Below are 16,977 nucleotides of genomic sequence, written 5' to 3'. Positions count from 1 at the left end.
TCGAAGCCGCCATTCGAACGCGCTCGAAAAGATCGTGAACAGGGGCTTAGAAGTCGTAGCGCGCGCCAGCCAGCCAAGTGCGCGGTGCGTTGTAGGTGTAGCCGTATTGGCCCTGGGTCTCGTAGGTCTTGTTGAGCAGGTTCTTGCCGGTGACGTACAGGGTCAACTGGGTGCCGCTGGGTGTATAGAAAGCGCCCAGGTCGACGTAGGTCTGCGACGGCGTCTGGTAGGTGTTTTCCACGCCGGTGTAGAACTTGCTCGAACGCCTCACGTTGCCGTTCAGGCGCAGGTCGCCGCCGGGCACCGGCAGGTCGTAGACGGTATTGAGGTTATAGCTGGTGCGCGGTGCGAACGGCAGTTCGTTGCCGGTGTAGTCGGCCACCGAGGTCACGTCGCTGGGCAGGAACTGGTCGATCTTGGTTTTCAGATAGGACGCGGTGAAGCTGGTCTTCCAGTTCGGCGTGATCTGGATCGAGGTTTCCAGCTCGGCGCCATAGGTGTGGGCCGAGTCGGTATTGGCCAGCACGGAGCCGACCACCGGGGTGCCGTTGAAAACCGGATTGGACAGGTTGGTCTGGTAGTTCTGGTAGTCGTTGTAGAACAGCGCGATGTTGTTCTGCACCCGGTTATCGAACGCCGTGGACTTCAAGCCCCATTCGTAGGAGGTGACTTCCTCGGGGTCGATCGGGCGCTGGATCAGGTCCAGGCGGTTGGTCGGCGCCGGGTTCCAGCCTCCCGACGTCTCGCCCTTGGCCCAGGTGAAGTAGGTGAACAGGCCAGGGTTGAAGGTGTAGTCCACGGTGACCTTGGGGGTCGTGCCGCTGTTGTTCTGCTTCCAGCCTTCGAAACTGAGCAGTTGCGTGAGGCGATCGCTGTTGGCGTTGCTGCTGTAGGCCGCGCCATCGAGGATGTGCTCTTCACGGGAGTAGCGCAGGCCGCCGGTGATGCCGAGGGCATCGGTGATCTTGTAGTGCAGTTGGCCGAACACGCCTTTGCTTTCTTTTTCGTTGCGCGACTGGGTGAACTGCCAGGTGGGCGCCGCGCCGATGGCGCTGAGCCGGTCGAAGTCGAAATGTTCGTGGAAGAAGGTCGCGCCACTCACGAAATCGAAGCGCTCGTATTCGCCGAGCAATTGGAATTCCTGGGAGAACTGGCGCTGGTTCACGTCCTGGTAGAACTTGAAGTAGGTGTAGGTCTCGCGGCCATCGCTGTCCCAGGGCTGGCCATCCTTGATGCGGCGGAACGCGGTAACCGACTTCAGGGTCAGGTTGTCGTTCAACTCGTCGGTGACCTTGAACGACAGGCCGCCATTCTTCTGGTCGGTCTCGGTGTCCCAGGAGGCCAGGGTGCGGTTGTCCTTGAGGTGTGGCGAGAGGGGCGACGGACCGGCGTTGTCGGATTTGTCGTACGCCTCGTCGATACTCAAGTCGAAGCGCAGGCTGTCACTGGCGCGCAGTTGCAGCTTGGCCCGCACCTGATTGGTGTCGAAGCCGTTCACGTGTTCGCGCAAGGTGTAGTTGTAGGCGTAGCCATCGCTGCGGCGGCTGGACAGGGCCAGGCTGCCGAGCAGTTTTTCGGGAATCAGCGCGCCGCTGAAGTAACCCTTGGTTTCGTAGGTGCCGAAGTTGCCTGCGCCGGCTTCCACGGAGCCGGTGAATTCCTCGCTGGGCTCGCGGCTGATGATCTTGATCGCACCGGAACTGGTGTTCTGCCCGTAAAGAGTGCCTTGCGGGCCGCGCAGCACTTCGACGCGCTGGATGTCCGGCAGGTTGGCGAAGGCGTTGCCGAACTGGCGGGCGACATAGACGTCGTCCAGGTACACGCCAACCGACGGGTTGCCGGCCGGGCGCGAGTTGCCGATGCCACGAATGAACACGTACTGCTGGTTGATGTACGGGCTGGGCAGGGTAAGGCCGGCGGCCTGGCCAGCCAGGTCGGCGAGGCTATGCACCTGGCGCTCCTGCAACTGGCTCTCGCTGACCGCGCTCACCGCCACGGCGGTCTTCTGCACGTCGCTGCTGCGGCGCTCGGCAGTGACGGTCACGGTTTCCAGCTTGGCGTCTTTTTCCTTCTTGGCCAGCGGTTCTTCGTCGGCAACGGCGCTGCCGGCGAACAGGGCCAGGACGGACGCCAGGGCCAAGGCCAGCGGTCGATGGGTGAAAGGTGCTGCGCGCAGGGGGCTCCCCATTTCATACCTCACTTCAAATGATCGGGATAATGGATCGATCGCAGGCCGTGCCACTTCCGGTTGGCGGACGCGCCGGCCGAAGCCTTCGCGACTGTTTCCGGCCAACTGGTGGGTGGTACGGAGGTGGGGAAGTGAGTGTGCTAGATGCGATTCGCGGGTGGTTCTCCGAGCCTGTTCAAAGCCTGCTGCGCGTCGGCACTGCTACGTTGAAAACAGTTTCGGACTGCTCATTTACGGCTCGTAAACTGCGCGTCCTCGCCTGTTTCCGCCTTGCATTGCGCTAGCTCGCGAGTCTTTGAACAGGCTCTAGCCACTTGAGCCGAGGGTATACACCTGGCGTATGGGCGCGAACTGATCTTATCGGGGTTAGATGGGTGGAAAGGTCATATCGAATTCGAGTGACGACGTTCAGGTCGCGCCATCGATCAGTGTCTGCAACAGCGCTTTGCCATAGGCCCAGTCGCCCAGTTCGGCGGCGGAGCCGAGGTGGCCGTAGGCGCCCGGTAGGTCCAGGCGCGAACCCCAGGCTGCGGCGAACAGGCGGGCGCGCTCGACGGACACGCGCACGTCGTCGGTGCTGGCCACGACGATGCTGGCGAACGGCAGGCGCAGCAGCGGGATCGGGGCGAAGCCGCGCGCGCCGGGTGGGTAGCTGGGATGCTCGACGTCACTTGGCGCCACCAGCAACGCGCCCTTGACCTGGCCCCGATAATCGGCGGCGAAGGCATGCCGGGCCGCCCAGTGGGCGACCTGGCTGACCGACAGCGAATGCGCCACCAGCACCACCGGCGAGTCCTCGGCGACGATGGCCACATGCAGGGTCTCGACCCACTCATCGATGTCCGGGTTGTCCCATTCGGCCTGGATCACACGGCGATAATCCGGGTGGCTGCGTTCCCAGAATGTCTGCCAGTGCTTGTCGCCGGAATCGCCCCGCCCCGGCAGGTTCAGCACACGAACTTCGGACATCTTCATGGCCCTCGTCGGACAGGAAAAGTGCGCAGGCTAGCCGAACCGCGCGCGCTCGGCGACAGGCCAGATGGCATATGGAAATAACCAGATTTCAGGCATGGACGGCAAACGCAGCGGCAGCGTGTTAAGCCGGATTGCTGCGGTACAGGCTGCGGTACAAGCCCTCGACCGCGAGCAACTCATCGTGCCTGCCGCGCTGTACCACCCGGCCCTGATCCAGTACCAGGATCTGCTCGGCCCGTTCGATGGTCTGCAGGCGGTGGGCGATGATCAGGCAGGTGCGCCCGCGCATCAGGCGTTTCAGCGCCTCCTGGATCCGCGCCTCGGTCAGGGTGTCGATGCTGCTGGTGGCCTCGTCGAGAATCAGGATGCGCGGATCGGCGAGGATCGCCCGGGCGATGGTCAGCAACTGGCGCTGGCCCTGGCTGATGTCGCCGCCCTCATGCCGCAACAGGGTGTCGTAGCCTTCCGGCAGTTTCTCGATGAAGGCGTGGGCATTGGCCAGGCGGCAGGCGTGTTCGACCTCCGCGTCGCTGGCCGCGGCGCGGGCATAACGCACGTTGTCGCGCACCGAGGCATTGAACAGCAGCGGCTCCTGCAGGACGAAGCCCATCTGCCGGCGCAGGTCGGCACGGCGCAGCGCGCGCAGGTCCTGGCCGTCGATCAGGATGCGCCCGGCACTGGCGTCGTGAAAGCGCGTGAGCAATTGCACCACGGTCGATTTGCCGGCCCCGGTGGGGCCGACCAGGGCCAGGGTCTGCCCCGGCGTGATGTGCAGGTCCACATCGGTGAGCACCGGCGGACCGTCCGGGTAGGCGAAGCCGACGCCCTCGAAACGGATATCGCCCCGCAGTTCGTCCAGGGCGACCTGGCCATCCAGTTCCACCGGTTCATCGAGTATCTCGAAGGCCCGCTCGGCGCCGGCCACCGACGCCAGGACCTGGCTGATCTGGGTGGAGACCTGGTTGAGCTGGCGCGAGAACTGCCGGGCGTATTCGCTGAAGGTGATGATCACGCCGATGCTGGTGTGCCCGTGCAGGGCCAGCACGCCACCGACCACCAGGATCAGCGAGAAGCTCAGGTTGTCGCAGATGTACATCAGTTTCGACATGAAGCCCGAGTAGGTCTGCGCCCAGTAGCTGGAGACATGCAGGCGCGCGTTCCTCGCTTCGAAGTCGTCGATGCTCTGCTGTTCGCGAGCGAAGGCCTTGCTCGCGGCATGCACCGACAGCGCCTCGTCGATGAAGGCGGCGAGGGCGCCGACATCCGTCTGCTGGCGCTTGAACAGCAGGGGCGTGCGCGCGCCGATCCAGCGCAGGCCGGCGAACATCATGGGCACGACGATGAGGCTGACCAGGGCCAGGATCGGATCGAGCCAGAACATCAGCCCCAGCATGCCGACGAACACCACCAGGCTGGTGCCGATGCGCAGCACCGCCTGGCTCAGGGTCTGGCCGAGGTTTTCCAGGTCGTTGGTCAGGCGGCTGGCGATCTCGCCCGCGTGGCGGTCGGCGAAGTAGGTCATGGGCAGGCGGTGCAGGTGGGCGAACACATCCTGGCGGATGTTCATCACCGTGCGTTGGGCGAGCGTGATCATGGCCCGGCTCTGCCCGGCGCTGACCAGCAGTTGCAGCAGGTACACCGCCGCCAGCAGCCCCAGCAGCCACAACGAGGCGCTGCGTTGACTCTCCAGCAGCAGGTCGTCGATGGCCCGGCCGAGCAGGAACGGCCCGAGCAGCACCAGCGCCGCGCAGAGCAAGACGCTGAAGGCGATCAGCGCCAGGCGGATGCGGTACACGGCCAGGTAGCGCCAGATGCGCGGCAAGGTACTGGCCCAGGCGGTGCTGGCGCTCCTGGCCTGGGCGGCGGCGAGACGCAGCAGGGGCATGCGCCCGTAACGGGATGACAGGGTACGCTCAGGCATGGCTGGGCACTCCATGGGCATGGACCTGGGATTCGACGATGTCGCGGTACAGCGCCTGGCTGGCCAGCAGCTCGGCATGCCGGCCCTGGGCGACCAGGCGGCCGTCGTCGAGCAGCAGGATGTGGTCGGCGCGCTGGGCCGCGCTGATCTTCTGGGTCACCAGCACCACGCTGCACGGCAGCTCGGCGAGGGCATCGAGCACAGCCGCCTCGGTGGCCGCGTCCAGGGCGCTGGTGCAGTCGTCGAGCAGCAGCAGGTCGGGCTTGCGCAGCAGGGCGCGGGCGATCGACAGGCGCTGGCGCTGGCCGCCGGAAAGGTTGCCGGCCCTGGCTTGCAGGGCGGTGTCGTAGCCATCGGGCAGGCTGAGGATCAGGTCGTGCAATTGGGCGCGGCGCGCGGCATCGATCAGCTCGGCCTGGCTGGCCTGCGGATTTCCCCAGCGCAGGTTGTCGGCGATGCTGCCGGCCACCAGCATGGGTGTCTGTGGTACGTAGCCGATGCGTGGGCGCGGGTCTTCGTCGTCGTCGATGCGCAGCTGGCCGGCACTGGGCCGGTGAAAGCCCATGAGCAGGTGCAGCAGGGTGGATTTGCCCGAGCCGGTGGGCCCGATGACGACCACGCGCTGGCCGGGGTGGATGTCGAACGACAGGTCGTGCAGCACCTGCTGGCCGTGCCCCGGATAAGCGAAGGCGAGCTGCTCGCCGCGGATGGCCGCCGGCTGGCGTGACTGTGGCGTGCCGTGGGCTTGCTGCTCGATGTCCGCGCGCAGGATTTCCGCGGTCCGACCCAGCGCCGAACGGGCCATGCTCAGGTTGGTGAGGATCATCGACAGGTAGGCGAACTCACCGATGATGCGCGTGGCGTAGTTGAGGATCGCGACCACGGCGCCGGCGCTGATGGCGCCGACGGCGATCCGCTGCTGCCCGGACCAGAGGATGAACAGGATGCACAGGTTGAGCAGCAGGATCAGGCCCGGCACCACGGTTTCGGAAAGCTGCATGGCGCTGGCGGTGCGTTGCCGGAAGTGTTCGCCGGCCGCCGCGAAACGTTCGGTTTCATGGGGCGCCCGGCCGTAGGCTCGGATCAGCGGCATGCCGTTGCAGTTCTCGCGCAGCAGCCCGGTGAGGCGATCCAGGCGTTCCTGGGCGATGCGGAACAGCGTCATGCCGCGTTGCAGCGTCCAGCCCAGGGCCAGGCCGATGGCCGGCGTGGCCAGGGCCAGCACCAGCGCCAGCCAGGCGTCCACCCACAGCGCCATGAGCACCGCGCCGATGATGATCAGCGGCGCACGCAGGTACAGGCGCACGCACATGAACACGGCGTTCTGCATCTGGTTGACGTCGCCGATCAGGCGCGTCATCAGGCTGGCGGGCGCGTGGCGTTGGAAGGTCGCCATGGGCGCCCGGGCGATGCGCTGGAACAGGGCATGGCGGATCGCCCGGGCGAAGCTCTGCCCGGCGTCGGCGGCGAAGAAGGTGCTGCTGATGCCGCAGGCGAAGCTGAACAGCGCCAGGCCGACCATCAGCGCGCCCCAGAGCAGGACCTGGGACAGGTCCTGGCCGAGGATGCCACGGTCGATCAACAGGGCCATGAACAGCGGGTAGGACAGTTCGACCAGCGCCTCGCAGAGCATCAGGCCGAAGGCGATGGCCAGGGAGCGGCGTTGCGGTGTGAGGAAGGGCAACAGCAGGGACAGTGATGCCATGGGGGTTCTCTGTGTGGTGGTTCAGTCCTCCGGCTGCGGTGGTCCGCTGGGTGAGGGGTTATGGGGAGTCAGTCATCTGGGTTCCCGCCTTCGCGGGAATGACGTTTTTGTAGATCCTGTAGATCGTTCCCACGCTCCGTGTGGGAGCGATCATGCTTGCAAGTTTCAGCGCTGGGCATCGCCAAAGCGGTATTCATGGGTCAGCTCGTCGAGCTGCTGCTTGAACGCCGGGTCGAGCGCCAGGTCGGCGGCGGCCAGGGTCTGGTCGAGCTGTTCGGGACGGCTGGCGCCGATCAGCGCGCTGCTCACGGTCGGGTTGGCCAGCACCCAGGCGATGGAGGCGGTGACCAGGTCGACGCCGTGTTCGGCGGCCAGTGGTTTCAGCGCTTCCACCGTTTCGAAATAACGTTGGTGCCAGTAGCGCTCCTGATAACGCCAGGCCACGCTGCCGAGGGTGAAACGGGTGCCTTCGGTCGGCGCGCCGGGTTTGTGCTTGCCACTGAGCAGGCCGCCGGCCAGCGGGTTGTAGACCACCACGCCAAGGTCCTGCTCGGCGGCCAGCGGCAGCAGTTCGCGTTCGATCTCGCGGAACAACAGGCTGTAGCGCGGTTGCACGGAGATGAAGCGCGCCAGGTTGCGCACCTCCGAACGGCCGAGCGCCAGGGCCAGGCGGTAGGCGAGGAAGTTGGACACGCCGATGTAGCGCACCTTGCCGTCGCGCACCAGGCTGTCCAGCGCTTCGAGGGTTTCGTCGAGCGGCGTGTCGGGGTCGTCCCAGTGCAGTTGGTAGAGGTCGACGTAGTCGGTGTTCAGGCGCCGCAGCGAGGCATGCAGGGCGTCGATCAGGTGCTTGCGCGAGGCGCCCTGGTCCCAGGCCTGGGGGCCGACCTTGCCGACCGCCTTGGTCGCCAGGACCACCTGGTCGCGCTTGCCGGGCAACCAGCGGCCGATGATCTCCTCGGTGCGGCCGACGGTCTCCAGGCTGCCGCCGATGGGGTAGACGTCAGCGGTGTCGACGAAATTGATCCCCGCATCCAGCACCTTGTCGAGAATGCTGCGCGACACCGCTTCCTCGGTCTGCAGGCCGAAGGTCATGGTGCCGATGCCGAGGCGGGAAATCTGCAGGCCGGTGCGGCCCAGTCGGTTGTACTGCATGGGGGAATCTCCTTGTTCAGTTAGGCTGACGCCAGCGTAGCAGGCGGGTTTCCAGGCGATTGGCGAGCACGTTGAGGCTGAAGCCGACAGCGGCGACGAGGACGATGCCCAGTAGCACGTGGTCCATGCGGTAGCGCTCCTGGCCATCGACCAGCAGATTGCCCAGGCCGGCGCCTGAAGTGAGCATGTATTCGGCACCGAGGGTGGCCAGCCAGGCGTAGATCAGGGCCAGGTAGAAACCGGTGAAGATCGATGGCACCGCCGAGGGCAACACCACCCGGCTGAGCAGTTGCCAGCGCGTCAGCTTGTGCACGCGGGCCACTTCCACCAGGGTGGCGGGCACGCTGCCGACCCCTTCGAAGGTATTGACCAGCACCGGGAAGAACGCGGCGAGGGCGATGAACACCAGCTTGCTGGTCTCGGCCAGGCCGAACCAGGCCATGATCAGCGGGATCCAGGCGAACAGCGAGATTTGCTGCAAGGTGCGCAGCGTCGGGCCGAACAGCAGGCGACTGAGGCGCGACAGCCCCAGCAACAGGCCGACCACCAGGCCGGCGCAGGCGCCGATGGCGAGGCCCGCCAGGTAGCGTGCCAGGCTGGTGAACAGTGCGCTCCATAACTCGCCGCTGTCGCTCAGTTCCAGTGCCGCATCGATAACCTGGCCTGGCGCCACGAACAGCGGGCCTGGCGAGCCTTGAGTCGCGATCACGCCCCACACCAGCAGGGCCAGCACGGGCGGCGTGGCACCCAGCAAGTAAGGACGCCAGGTTGTAGTGGTCATGAGCGTTGCTCCTGATGGCGCCAGCGCAGCAGGTGGCGCTCGATGGCGGCGAGAAGCTTGTCCAGGGTGAAACCGATGGCGCCGACGACCAGCACGGCCACCAGCAGCACGTCCATCTGCATCAGTTGCTGACCGTTGGACATCAGGTAGCCCAGGCCTTCCGAGGCGGCGAGCAGTTCGACCAGCACCAGCACCAGCCAGCAATGGGTGAGGCCATAGCGCAGGCCGCTCCAGATCGCCGGGAATGCGCCGGGCAGCAGCACCCGCCAGAGAATCTGCCAACGGCCGAAGCGATACACCCGGGCCAGCTCCAGGTACTGTTTGGGCACATTGCGCAGGCCCTGGTAGGTGTTGAGCGTCGCCGGGATCAGCGCCGCCTTGGCGATCAGCACCACCTTGAGCGCTTCGTCGATGCCGAGCAGCAGCATCAGCAGCGGCAACCAGCCCAGCAGCGGTACGCAGGCGAGCAGGCGAAAGGTCGGGTAGAGCAGTTCACGCAGGATCGCCGACAGGCCCATGGCGAAACCCAGGGCCAGGCCCAGGCTCGCGCCGAGAGCGAAACCACCGAGCACCCGCAGCAGGCTGATGCTCAGGTGATCCCACAGCTCGCCGCTGCGCAGCATCGCGCCCAGGGTGTCGAACACCTGGCCGGGCGGCGGCAGGGTTTGCAGGCTCAGCCATTGCCGTTCGGCGCTGAGCCACCACAGGCCCAGCAACAGCAGCGGCACCAGCCAGGCCAGTGCCAGGTTGGCCACCGGCCCGCGCCTGTAGCGGCCGCGCAGGCGAGTGGCCAGGGCGGGGCGCGCCTTTACCGCCGGCACCGCTTGCGTTCCATCGATGCCAGCCATCAGTCGGTCCGCTTGCCGTTGGCGTCCAGGGGTGTCCAGTAGTGCTCCAGCCCCTGTGCCTTCAGCGCGTTGTTCAGGTACTGCGGATCGAACCATTGCTGAATGTCGAAGGTGCCGCCGCGCAGCAGGCCGAGTTGGTTGACCAGCCGTTGCGTGTCTGCGTATTGGGCGACGAAGAACGGATCGATCAGCGGGCTGACACGCTCGGCCAAGGGCCGATCGCCGTAGTCGCGCTGCAGGGTTTCCAGGCTGCGGCCGCCCTTGGCCCAGAGGGCGAACACGTCGTCTTTGTTGGCCGGCTCGGAGGCCCAGTGCGCGGCTTTGACCAGCACGTTGACCACGCGCTGGGTGATCTGCGGGTAACGCTGGACGAAGTCTTCGCGCACCAGGATGCCCGACTGCGCGGTGAGGCGCGGCGAAGCGCCCTGGGTGCTGTAGACCACCTTGGTCAGCCCCTTGGCTTCGCTTTCCAGGCCCTCGGAGCCGGCGAAGATCGCATCGACGTTGCCGTTGCGCAGAGCATTGGTGGCGGCGGCGCCGAGCAGGCTGACGTTGCGGATGTCCTTCTCGGTCATGCCCTCGGTGGCGAGGATACGGATCACCTGCAACTGGATGTAGTTGCCCTTGAAATAAGCCACGCGCTTGCCACGCAGGTCGCTCACCGACTTGATCGGCGAATCCGGCGCGACCAGCAGGTAGGCGTTCTCCAGGCGGCTGCCGGGCATCAGCAGGCGGCTCTTGATCCCGGAGCTGCGACCGATGATGGAGATCATGTCGCCGTTGCCGGCGAACTCGATCTGGCCGTTGGCCAGGGCCTGGCCGACCATCGGCCCGCCGCCCTTGAAGCCGGGAAACTCGACCTTGATGCCGTCCTTGGCGAATTCCTCGTCGAACCAGCCCTTGAGCCTGGCCACGCCGCTGGCGCCCCAGATACCCTGGGTGTCGCCCTGGATCGCCGGGGCGCCGAGGCGGATCACCTCGGGTTTTTCCTCGGCATGCAGGCCGCTGCCAACCAGCAGCAGGGCGGCCAGCCACAGCAGCTTTCTCATGAACGCTCCTCGCGCGCCTTGGCATGGCGGTTCTGCGGGAACGCCAGGCCGAGGTTGCCGCGCAGGGTGTCGGCTTCGTACTCGCGGCGGAACAGGCCGCGATCCTGCAGGATCGGCACCACCTGCTCGACGAACTCGCGCAGGCCCTGGGGTTGCAGGTAGGAGTGGAGGATGTAGCCATCGACCACTTCGTCCTCGAACAGCTTCTGCAGGCGGTCGGCGATCTGCTCGGCGGTGCCGACGAATTGCAGGCCGGGGCTGGAGGCACGCAGGGCGAGCTGGCGCAGGGTCAGGTTCTCCTCGCGGGCGATGCGCAGATAGCCTTCGGCGGTGGACTTGAAACTGTCCTTGCCGATATCGCCCAGCTCCGGCAGCGGCTCGTCGAGCGGGAACTGGCTGAAGTCGAAGAAACTGAAATAGCGGCTGAGGTATTTCACCGCGACCTCGATATCCAGCAACTCGCTGACCTCGCGGTGCTTGCGCAGCGCCTCTTCCTCGGTGGCGCCGATGATGGGCGTGATCGAGGGGAACAGCAGCACGTCGCCCGGCTGGCGGCCGAAGGCCACGGCGCGGCGCTTGATGTCGTCGTAGTAGGCCTTGGCCCTGGGCACGTCGTCGACCTTGCCGGAGAAGATCGCGTCGGCCTCCCGTGCGGCCAGGTCGCGGCCCGGCTCCGAGGCGCCGGCCTGGAACAGGATCGGCCGGCCCTGGGGCGAGCGCTCGATGTTCAGCGGGCCCTGTACGGCGAAGTGCTCGCCCTGGTGGTCGAGGCGGTGCATCTTGTCGAAGTCGACGTACTGGCCGCTGGCCTTGTCGCGGATGAAGGCGTCGTCTTCCCAGGAGTCCCACAGGCCCTTGACCACCGAGATGTACTCGTCGGCGATGCGGTAGCGCTTGGCGTGGTCGTAGAGCGTGTCGCCGCCGTGGTTGCGCGCGTGGCCTTCGAGGGCGCCGGTCACCGCGTTCCAGGCCGCGCGGCCGCCGCTGATGAGGTCCAGCGAGGCCAGTTGCCGCGCGGTGGTGAAGGGCTCGCTGAACGAGGTGGTCATGGTCGCCGCCAGGCCCAGGTGCCGGGTCGCCGCCGCCACGGCAGCGAGCGCGGTGACCGGCTCCAGACGGCTGAGGAAGTAGGGCGTCGAGTCCTTGCTGATGAAGGTCGAGTCGGCGATGAAACCGAAGTCGAACTTGCCGGCCTCGGCGATCTGCGCCGCTTCGATGAAGGTGGCGATATCCACCGCGCTCTTGCTGCTGGTCTGCGGATGGCGCCAGGCCTGGACGTGGGCGCCGATCCCGGAAAGGAAGGCGGCCAGGTGCAGCTTGCGGTTGTCGGAACGGGCCATGTCGGTCTCCTTGGATGATCAGAAAAAGTCGCGGCGCACAGTCAGCAACAGTTGCCGCTCGCGGTTGTAGTTCTGCGAGTAGTAGTTCAGCGCGGGGACGTAGTAGCCGGGCAGCTCGAAGGTCTTGTTCAGCAGGTTCTTGCCGGTCAGCGAGAAGGTCCAGCCGCCTTCGGGCGTGGTGTAGAACACACCGGCGTCGAGGTAGTGGGTGGACGGGAACTTGGTGAACTCGTTGGTCGCGCTGACCGCCGAGTACGAGCTGCTTTCCGAGCGATAGTTGGCGTTCAGGCGCAGGTCGCCGCCATTGCCCAGCGCAATGCTGTAGGTGCTGCCGATGCTGCCGCTCCAGCGTGGCGCATAGGGCAGTTCATAGCCGGTGAAGTCGGTGCTGGCGGCGCCGGTGGGGTTGAGGAATTCGTCGAAGCGGGTGCGCAGGTAGGCCAGGTTGAGGTTGAACTCCAGGTTGCGCGTGGCCTTGAAGGTCGACTCCCATTCCGCGCCCCAGGTATGTGCCTGGCCGGCGTTGGCGATCACCGCGCCAGTGATGGTCTGGCCATTGATCACCGGGTTGCTGATCGACGCCTGGTAGTCCTCGTAGTCGTTGTAGAACAGCGCGACGTTGTTGCGCAGGCGACCGCCGAAGGCAGTGCTTTTCAGGCCGATCTCGTAGGAGGTGACCTTTTCCGGATCGACCGGTATCTGGGCGATAGCCAGCGACGCGGAGGCCGGGTTCCAGCCGCCGGAGGTTTCACCGATGGCGTAGGTGGCGTAGGTCAGCAACTCGGGCGTCCACTGGTAGTCGAGGGTGACCTTGGGTGTGACTGCCTGGTATTCCTCCTTCAATCCCTCGACCCGATAGATCTGGCTGATGCGCTGGCGGTTGACGTTGCTGGTGTAGGCGGCGCTGTCCATCTCGCGCCATTCCTTGTTCAGGCGCAGGCCGAGGGTCAGGGCGAGGGCGTCGGTGAAGTGGTAGGTGCCCTGGCCGTAGAGGCCGACGCTGTCGGTGGTGCTCTTGCTGTCGATGATGCTAAAGGCGTTGTTGCTCCAGCTCAGGCGATCCATCTCGAACACTTCGTGCCAGAGCATCAGGCCGGTGATGAAGTTGAAGCGACCGTAGTCGCCGATCAGTTGGAATTCCTGGGAGTACTGGTCCTGGTTCAGGTCCTGGTCGAAGCCGGACTTGAAGGTCGGGTAGGGGTCGTCGGACGGCATGTCGACATCGAAGTTGCGGTAGGCGCTCACCGACTTCACGCTGAGCTGGTCGTTGAGCTGTGCTTGCAGCTTCAGCGAGACGCCGCCGCTGTCGTAGTTCTGCTCCTCGCCGATGTCGGAGAAATTGCGTCGAGTGCCGGTGCCGGCCTGGTTCAGCGGCGTGGAGCCAGATGTGGCGTGGCCGTGCAGACCGTCGATGCTCAGTACGGCGTCGAAGCTGTCGGAAGGCGTCAGGTGGAAAATGGTGCGCAGTTGCTTGTTCTCGTAGCTGTTGACGTCCTTGCCGAGGTAGACGTTGTGCACGTCGCCGTCGATCTCGCTGCTGGCGAAGGCTACGCTGGCGGTGAGCAGGCCCGGTGCCAGGGTGCCGTTGGCGTAGCCACGGGTTTCCACCTGGCCCTGGTTGCCGAGGCCGAGGCTGGCCCAGGCGCGGGTGTCGGCGGTGGGCTGGCGCGAGATCAGCTTCAGCGCCCCGGAGCTGGTGTTCTGACCGTACAGGGTGCCTTGCGGGCCATGCAGCACTTCGACGCGCTCGATGTCCGGCAGGTTGCCGAAGAAGCTGCTGCCGAACGAGCGGGGCACGTAGACGTCGTCGATGTACCAGCCCACCGACGGGTTGCCGATCGGGCGCGACGAGCCGATGCCACGGATGAACACGCTCTGGGTGTTCGGCCACTGGTTGGGAATATTCACCCCTGCGGCCAGGCCGGCGAGGTCGGAGAGTTTGGTCACCGCGCGTTTTTCCAGCTCGTTGGCGTCGACCACGTTGACCGTTACCGGGGTCTTTTGCAGGGTGGTCTCGCGGCGCTCGGCGGTGACTTTGACCTCGGGCAGTCGGGCGTCGTCGGCAGGCTCGGGCGTCTCGGCCAGGCTGGGCGAGGCGAGGCCGGTGACGCCGGCGAAAAGAGCCAGCCTGACGGCATTGCGCAGGTGAGCGTGGCGCGATATGGACTGCTGATCGGTGAACAGGCGCTGCATGGAATTTCCTCTGATCATGTGGGTGTCGGCAGTACCTCCATCTCGTGATAGTGGGTCGCTGGTGCCGCTTGGCGACGGCAGTGGCAGAGTAATCAGCCGGTGGCTCTCGACGAACTGAAATTATCTGGAATGCAAAGCCGATAAACGGGTATGCACGGGCGCTGCCGTATCAGCCAGTGATGCGTTCGGGCCGGCGCAGGCCCAGGCGGTCACGCAACGTGTCGCCCGCGTAGGCCTGGCGGTAGATGCCACGATTCTGCAATTCGGGAATCACCAGATCGACGAAGCTTTCCAGTCCGGCGGGGAACACGTGGGGCATCAGGTTGAAGCCATCGGCGGCGTGCTCGAACAGCCAGCGTTGCATCACATCGGCCACCTGTACCGGGCTGCCGACCACGGTGATGAAGCCGTGGCCACCGGCGCTGCGTTCGAGCATCTGGCGGATGGTCATGCGTTCTTCGCGGATGGCGTCGAGCCAACTCTGGCGCTTGCTGGTAATACCAGTCGTTGGCGGTGGTTCAACTGCCAGGTGTTCAAGAGGCACCGGATGGTCGAGCGGATACTCGGCGAGATCGACGTTGAACCAGGGCGAGAACTGGGCGAGCAGGGCAGTGAAGTGGGTTCGTGCATTGAAGTCTTCGGCGATCTCCCGGGCTTCGGCTGCGCTGCGCGCGACGATGGGCGCGAAGCCCGGCACGATCAGCAGCTCGTGTGGCTGACGGCCGTAGCCCTGCATCCGTGATTTGATGTCCGCATAGAAACGCTGGGCCGTGCCCAGCGATTGTTCGGCACTGAACACCATGTCCGCCGAGCGCGCGGCCATGTCGCGCCCGCCTTCGGAGGCCCCGGCCTGGACGATCACCGGATGCCCCTGGGGCGGGCGCGGGATGTTCAGCGGGCCGCTGACATCGTGGTAGCTCCCGGCATGGCGGAAGGCGTGCGGCCGGCTATGGGCGAGTTGCGTGGGCGCCTGCGGGTCGAGGTAGTCCAGGTCTTCGTCCCAGCTGTCCCACAGGCGTTTGACGATGGCGAGGAATTCGTTGCCGATGCGGTAACGCTCATCGATGGCCGGGTGTTCCTTGCGGTTGAAATGCTGGCTGGCGGAATAGGCGCCGGTGACCACGTTCCAGGCCGCGCGACCGCCGCTGATATGGTCCAGCGAGGCCAGTTTGCGGGCAAGGTGGAAAGGCTCGTTGTAGGTGGTATCGGCGGTGGCGATCAGGCCGATATGGCGTGTGACGGCCGCCAGTGCGGAGAGCAGCGTGAACGGCTCCAGGCGCCGCGACAGGCCGAAGAAACCATCGGCCATGAAGATCGCGTCGAACAGGCCGCGCTCGGCAATCTGCGCCAGCTCGGTGTAGTAGCCGAGGCTCAGCTCATCCTGCGGTCGGGCCTGCGGATGTCGCCAGGCGCCCGCGTGATGGCCGCTGCCGCGTATTACCACGTTCAGATGCAGTTGAAGTTGCTGGATGGATGACGAACTCATGGATGGACCCCGCGTTACGTGAGTGAGCGTTGCCTCCATCGCGTGATAGTCGGAACAGCAAAAGTGACGGACTGTTTGCTTGTCGCAGGAGCAGGCTTTCAAACCGTGCGGGTGCTGTTGGGCACGCATTGCAGGCAAGCCTGTTCCTGCGCAAGGTGCTTCAGGGCACCGGCACCAGCAGCGCGTCACGAATCGCCCGCGCCGCCTGGTCGACTTCCTGCTCGGTGGTGAAGCGCCCCAGGCTCAGGCGAAGGGTGCGGGTGGCTTCGGCCAGGTTCAGGCCCAGCGCCAGCAGTACGTGCGAGGGCGCGTTGCTCGCCGAGTTGCAGGCGGAGGTCGAGGACACGGCCAGCGCGTTGCCCAGGGCGAAATCCGAGTAGGCGGTGATGCTCAGCGTGTGCGGAATCTGCCGCGTGCGCGCGGCGTTGAACGCCAGTGGCAAGCCCTGCAAGCCCTTGAGCAGGCGCTCGCGCAGGCTGGCGATGCGGGCCTGCTCCTCGGCGAAAAGCTCGTGGGCGAGGGCGAATGCCTCGCCCATGCCGACGATCTGGTGCGTGGCCAGGGTTCCCGAGCGCAGGCCCTGTTCGTGCCCGCCGCCATGTATCTGCGCCTGCAACCGGCCGTTGGCGCACGGGCCGACATACAGTGCGCCGATACCCTTGGGGCCATAGGTCTTGTGCGCCGAGAACGACATCAGGTCGACCGCCAGCGTGCCGAGATCGATGACGACCTTGCCGCTGGCCTGGGCGGCGTCGACGTGCAGCAGTGCGCCATGTTCACGCACCAGGTCGCCAATCGCCGCGACATCGGTGACGCTGCCCAGCTCGTTGTTGACCAGCATCAGCGAGACCAGAAAGGTGTCGTCGCGCAAGGCCTGGCGCACGGCGTCTGTGGTAATCGCGCCATCCTTGTCCGGCGCCAGGTAGGTCACCGCGAAGCCCTGGCCCTGCAACTGCGCCAGGGTGTCGAGCACCGCCTTGTGCTCGATCTGGCTGCTGATGATATGGCCCTTCGCTGCGCCGCGTGCCTGGGCCACGCCCTTGAGCGCCAGGTTGTTCGACTCGGTGGCGCCGGAGGTCCAGACCAACTGCTGCGGCTCGGCGCCGACCAGCCCGGCGACCTGGCGGCGCGCCTGTTCGACCTGCTCGCGGGCGCGCTGGCCGAAGCTGTGCGAGCTGGATGCCGGGTTACCGAAGGTGCCGCTCTTGCCCAGGCACTCGACCATGCGCGCGATGACGCGCTCGTCCACCGGCGTGGTGGCGGCGTAGTCGAAGTAGGGCGTCGCAACCGTGTCGTTGGCCGGGGCGAACGGCCAGGGGAGGATCTGCGGCATGGC

General features: G+C 65.9%; 12 protein-coding genes. All 12 read right to left on the bottom strand.

Annotated elements, in window-relative coordinates; translation table 11 throughout:
* Window positions 1-46: 46 nt before the first annotated feature.
* Window positions 47-2,188 (bottom strand): TonB-dependent receptor, encoded by a 2,142-nt coding sequence (locus ACSZPK_RS22570; RefSeq protein WP_437883839.1) that lies wholly within the window; start codon window positions 2,186-2,188, stop codon window positions 47-49.
* Between the two features lie 408 nt (window positions 2,189-2,596).
* Window positions 2,597-3,157 (bottom strand): RBBP9/YdeN family alpha/beta hydrolase, encoded by a 561-nt coding sequence (locus tag ACSZPK_RS22565; protein WP_437883838.1) that lies wholly within the window; start codon window positions 3,155-3,157, stop codon window positions 2,597-2,599.
* A gap of 127 nt (window positions 3,158-3,284) precedes the next feature.
* Entirely contained in the window at window positions 3,285-5,084 is a 1,800-nt protein-coding gene (locus ACSZPK_RS22560) for an ABC transporter ATP-binding protein (protein ID WP_437883837.1), read from the bottom strand.
* A complete protein-coding gene (locus ACSZPK_RS22555) occupies window positions 5,077-6,789 on the bottom strand; it encodes an ABC transporter ATP-binding protein (protein ID WP_437883836.1) in 1,713 nt (570 codons plus the stop codon). Before ACSZPK_RS22555 ends, ACSZPK_RS22560 begins: the two co-directional genes overlap by 8 nt.
* Window positions 6,790-6,954: 165 nt before the next feature.
* On the bottom strand, window positions 6,955-7,944 hold the full coding sequence (locus ACSZPK_RS22550; RefSeq protein ID WP_437883835.1) for an aldo/keto reductase: 990 nt from the start codon (window positions 7,942-7,944) through the stop codon (window positions 6,955-6,957).
* A gap of 16 nt (window positions 7,945-7,960) precedes the next feature.
* Entirely contained in the window at window positions 7,961-8,725 is a 765-nt protein-coding gene (locus ACSZPK_RS22545) for an ABC transporter permease (RefSeq protein ID WP_437883834.1), read from the bottom strand.
* Entirely contained in the window at window positions 8,722-9,573 is an 852-nt protein-coding gene (locus ACSZPK_RS22540) for an ABC transporter permease (protein WP_437883833.1), read from the bottom strand. Before ACSZPK_RS22540 ends, ACSZPK_RS22545 begins: the two co-directional genes overlap by 4 nt.
* Entirely contained in the window at window positions 9,573-10,622 is a 1,050-nt protein-coding gene (locus tag ACSZPK_RS22535) for an ABC transporter substrate-binding protein (protein ID WP_437883832.1), read from the bottom strand. The genes ACSZPK_RS22540 and ACSZPK_RS22535 overlap by 1 nt, the downstream gene beginning before the upstream one ends.
* Entirely contained in the window at window positions 10,619-11,962 is a 1,344-nt protein-coding gene (locus ACSZPK_RS22530) for an LLM class flavin-dependent oxidoreductase (RefSeq protein WP_437883831.1), read from the bottom strand. Before ACSZPK_RS22530 ends, ACSZPK_RS22535 begins: the two co-directional genes overlap by 4 nt.
* Window positions 11,963-11,980: 18 nt before the next feature.
* Entirely contained in the window at window positions 11,981-14,155 is a 2,175-nt protein-coding gene (locus ACSZPK_RS22525) for a TonB-dependent receptor (RefSeq protein WP_437883830.1), read from the bottom strand.
* A gap of 169 nt (window positions 14,156-14,324) precedes the next feature.
* Window positions 14,325-15,641 (bottom strand): LLM class flavin-dependent oxidoreductase, encoded by a 1,317-nt coding sequence (locus tag ACSZPK_RS22520; protein WP_437883829.1) that lies wholly within the window; start codon window positions 15,639-15,641, stop codon window positions 14,325-14,327.
* Between the two features lie 160 nt (window positions 15,642-15,801).
* Window positions 15,802-16,974, bottom strand: a complete 1,173-nt coding sequence (locus ACSZPK_RS22515) for an aminotransferase class V-fold PLP-dependent enzyme (RefSeq protein ID WP_437883828.1) — start codon at window positions 16,972-16,974, stop codon at window positions 15,802-15,804.
* Window positions 16,975-16,977: the final 3 nt, after the last annotated feature.

Source organism: Pseudomonas sp. LRF_L74 (assembly GCF_965644255.1).
Lineage (GTDB): Bacteria > Pseudomonadota > Gammaproteobacteria > Pseudomonadales > Pseudomonadaceae > Aquipseudomonas.
This window is presented reverse-complemented; position numbering and strand designations above follow the sequence as displayed.

What these genes read in the sequence shown, in the direction of transcription:
- ACSZPK_RS22545 (WP_437883834.1), bottom strand. Translation starts at nt 8,725, where the DNA reads ATGACCACTACAACCTGGCGTCCTTACTTGCTGGGTGCCACGCCGCCC.
- ACSZPK_RS22550 (WP_437883835.1), bottom strand. Translation starts at nt 7,944, where the DNA reads ATGCAGTACAACCGACTGGGCCGCACCGGCCTGCAGATTTCCCGCCTC.
- ACSZPK_RS22530 (WP_437883831.1), bottom strand. Translation starts at nt 11,962, where the DNA reads ATGGCCCGTTCCGACAACCGCAAGCTGCACCTGGCCGCCTTCCTTTCC.
- ACSZPK_RS22565 (WP_437883838.1), bottom strand. Translation starts at nt 3,157, where the DNA reads ATGTCCGAAGTTCGTGTGCTGAACCTGCCGGGGCGGGGCGATTCCGGC.
- ACSZPK_RS22555 (WP_437883836.1), bottom strand. Translation starts at nt 6,789, where the DNA reads ATGGCATCACTGTCCCTGCTGTTGCCCTTCCTCACACCGCAACGCCGC.
- ACSZPK_RS22515 (WP_437883828.1), bottom strand. Translation starts at nt 16,974, where the DNA reads ATGCCGCAGATCCTCCCCTGGCCGTTCGCCCCGGCCAACGACACGGTT.
- ACSZPK_RS22570 (WP_437883839.1), bottom strand. Translation starts at nt 2,188, where the DNA reads ATGGGGAGCCCCCTGCGCGCAGCACCTTTCACCCATCGACCGCTGGCC.
- ACSZPK_RS22520 (WP_437883829.1), bottom strand. Translation starts at nt 15,641, where the DNA reads ATGAGTTCGTCATCCATCCAGCAACTTCAACTGCATCTGAACGTGGTA.
- ACSZPK_RS22525 (WP_437883830.1), bottom strand. Translation starts at nt 14,155, where the DNA reads ATGCAGCGCCTGTTCACCGATCAGCAGTCCATATCGCGCCACGCTCAC.
- ACSZPK_RS22540 (WP_437883833.1), bottom strand. Translation starts at nt 9,573, where the DNA reads ATGGCTGGCATCGATGGAACGCAAGCGGTGCCGGCGGTAAAGGCGCGC.
- ACSZPK_RS22560 (WP_437883837.1), bottom strand. Translation starts at nt 5,084, where the DNA reads ATGCCTGAGCGTACCCTGTCATCCCGTTACGGGCGCATGCCCCTGCTG.
- ACSZPK_RS22535 (WP_437883832.1), bottom strand. Translation starts at nt 10,622, where the DNA reads ATGAGAAAGCTGCTGTGGCTGGCCGCCCTGCTGCTGGTTGGCAGCGGC.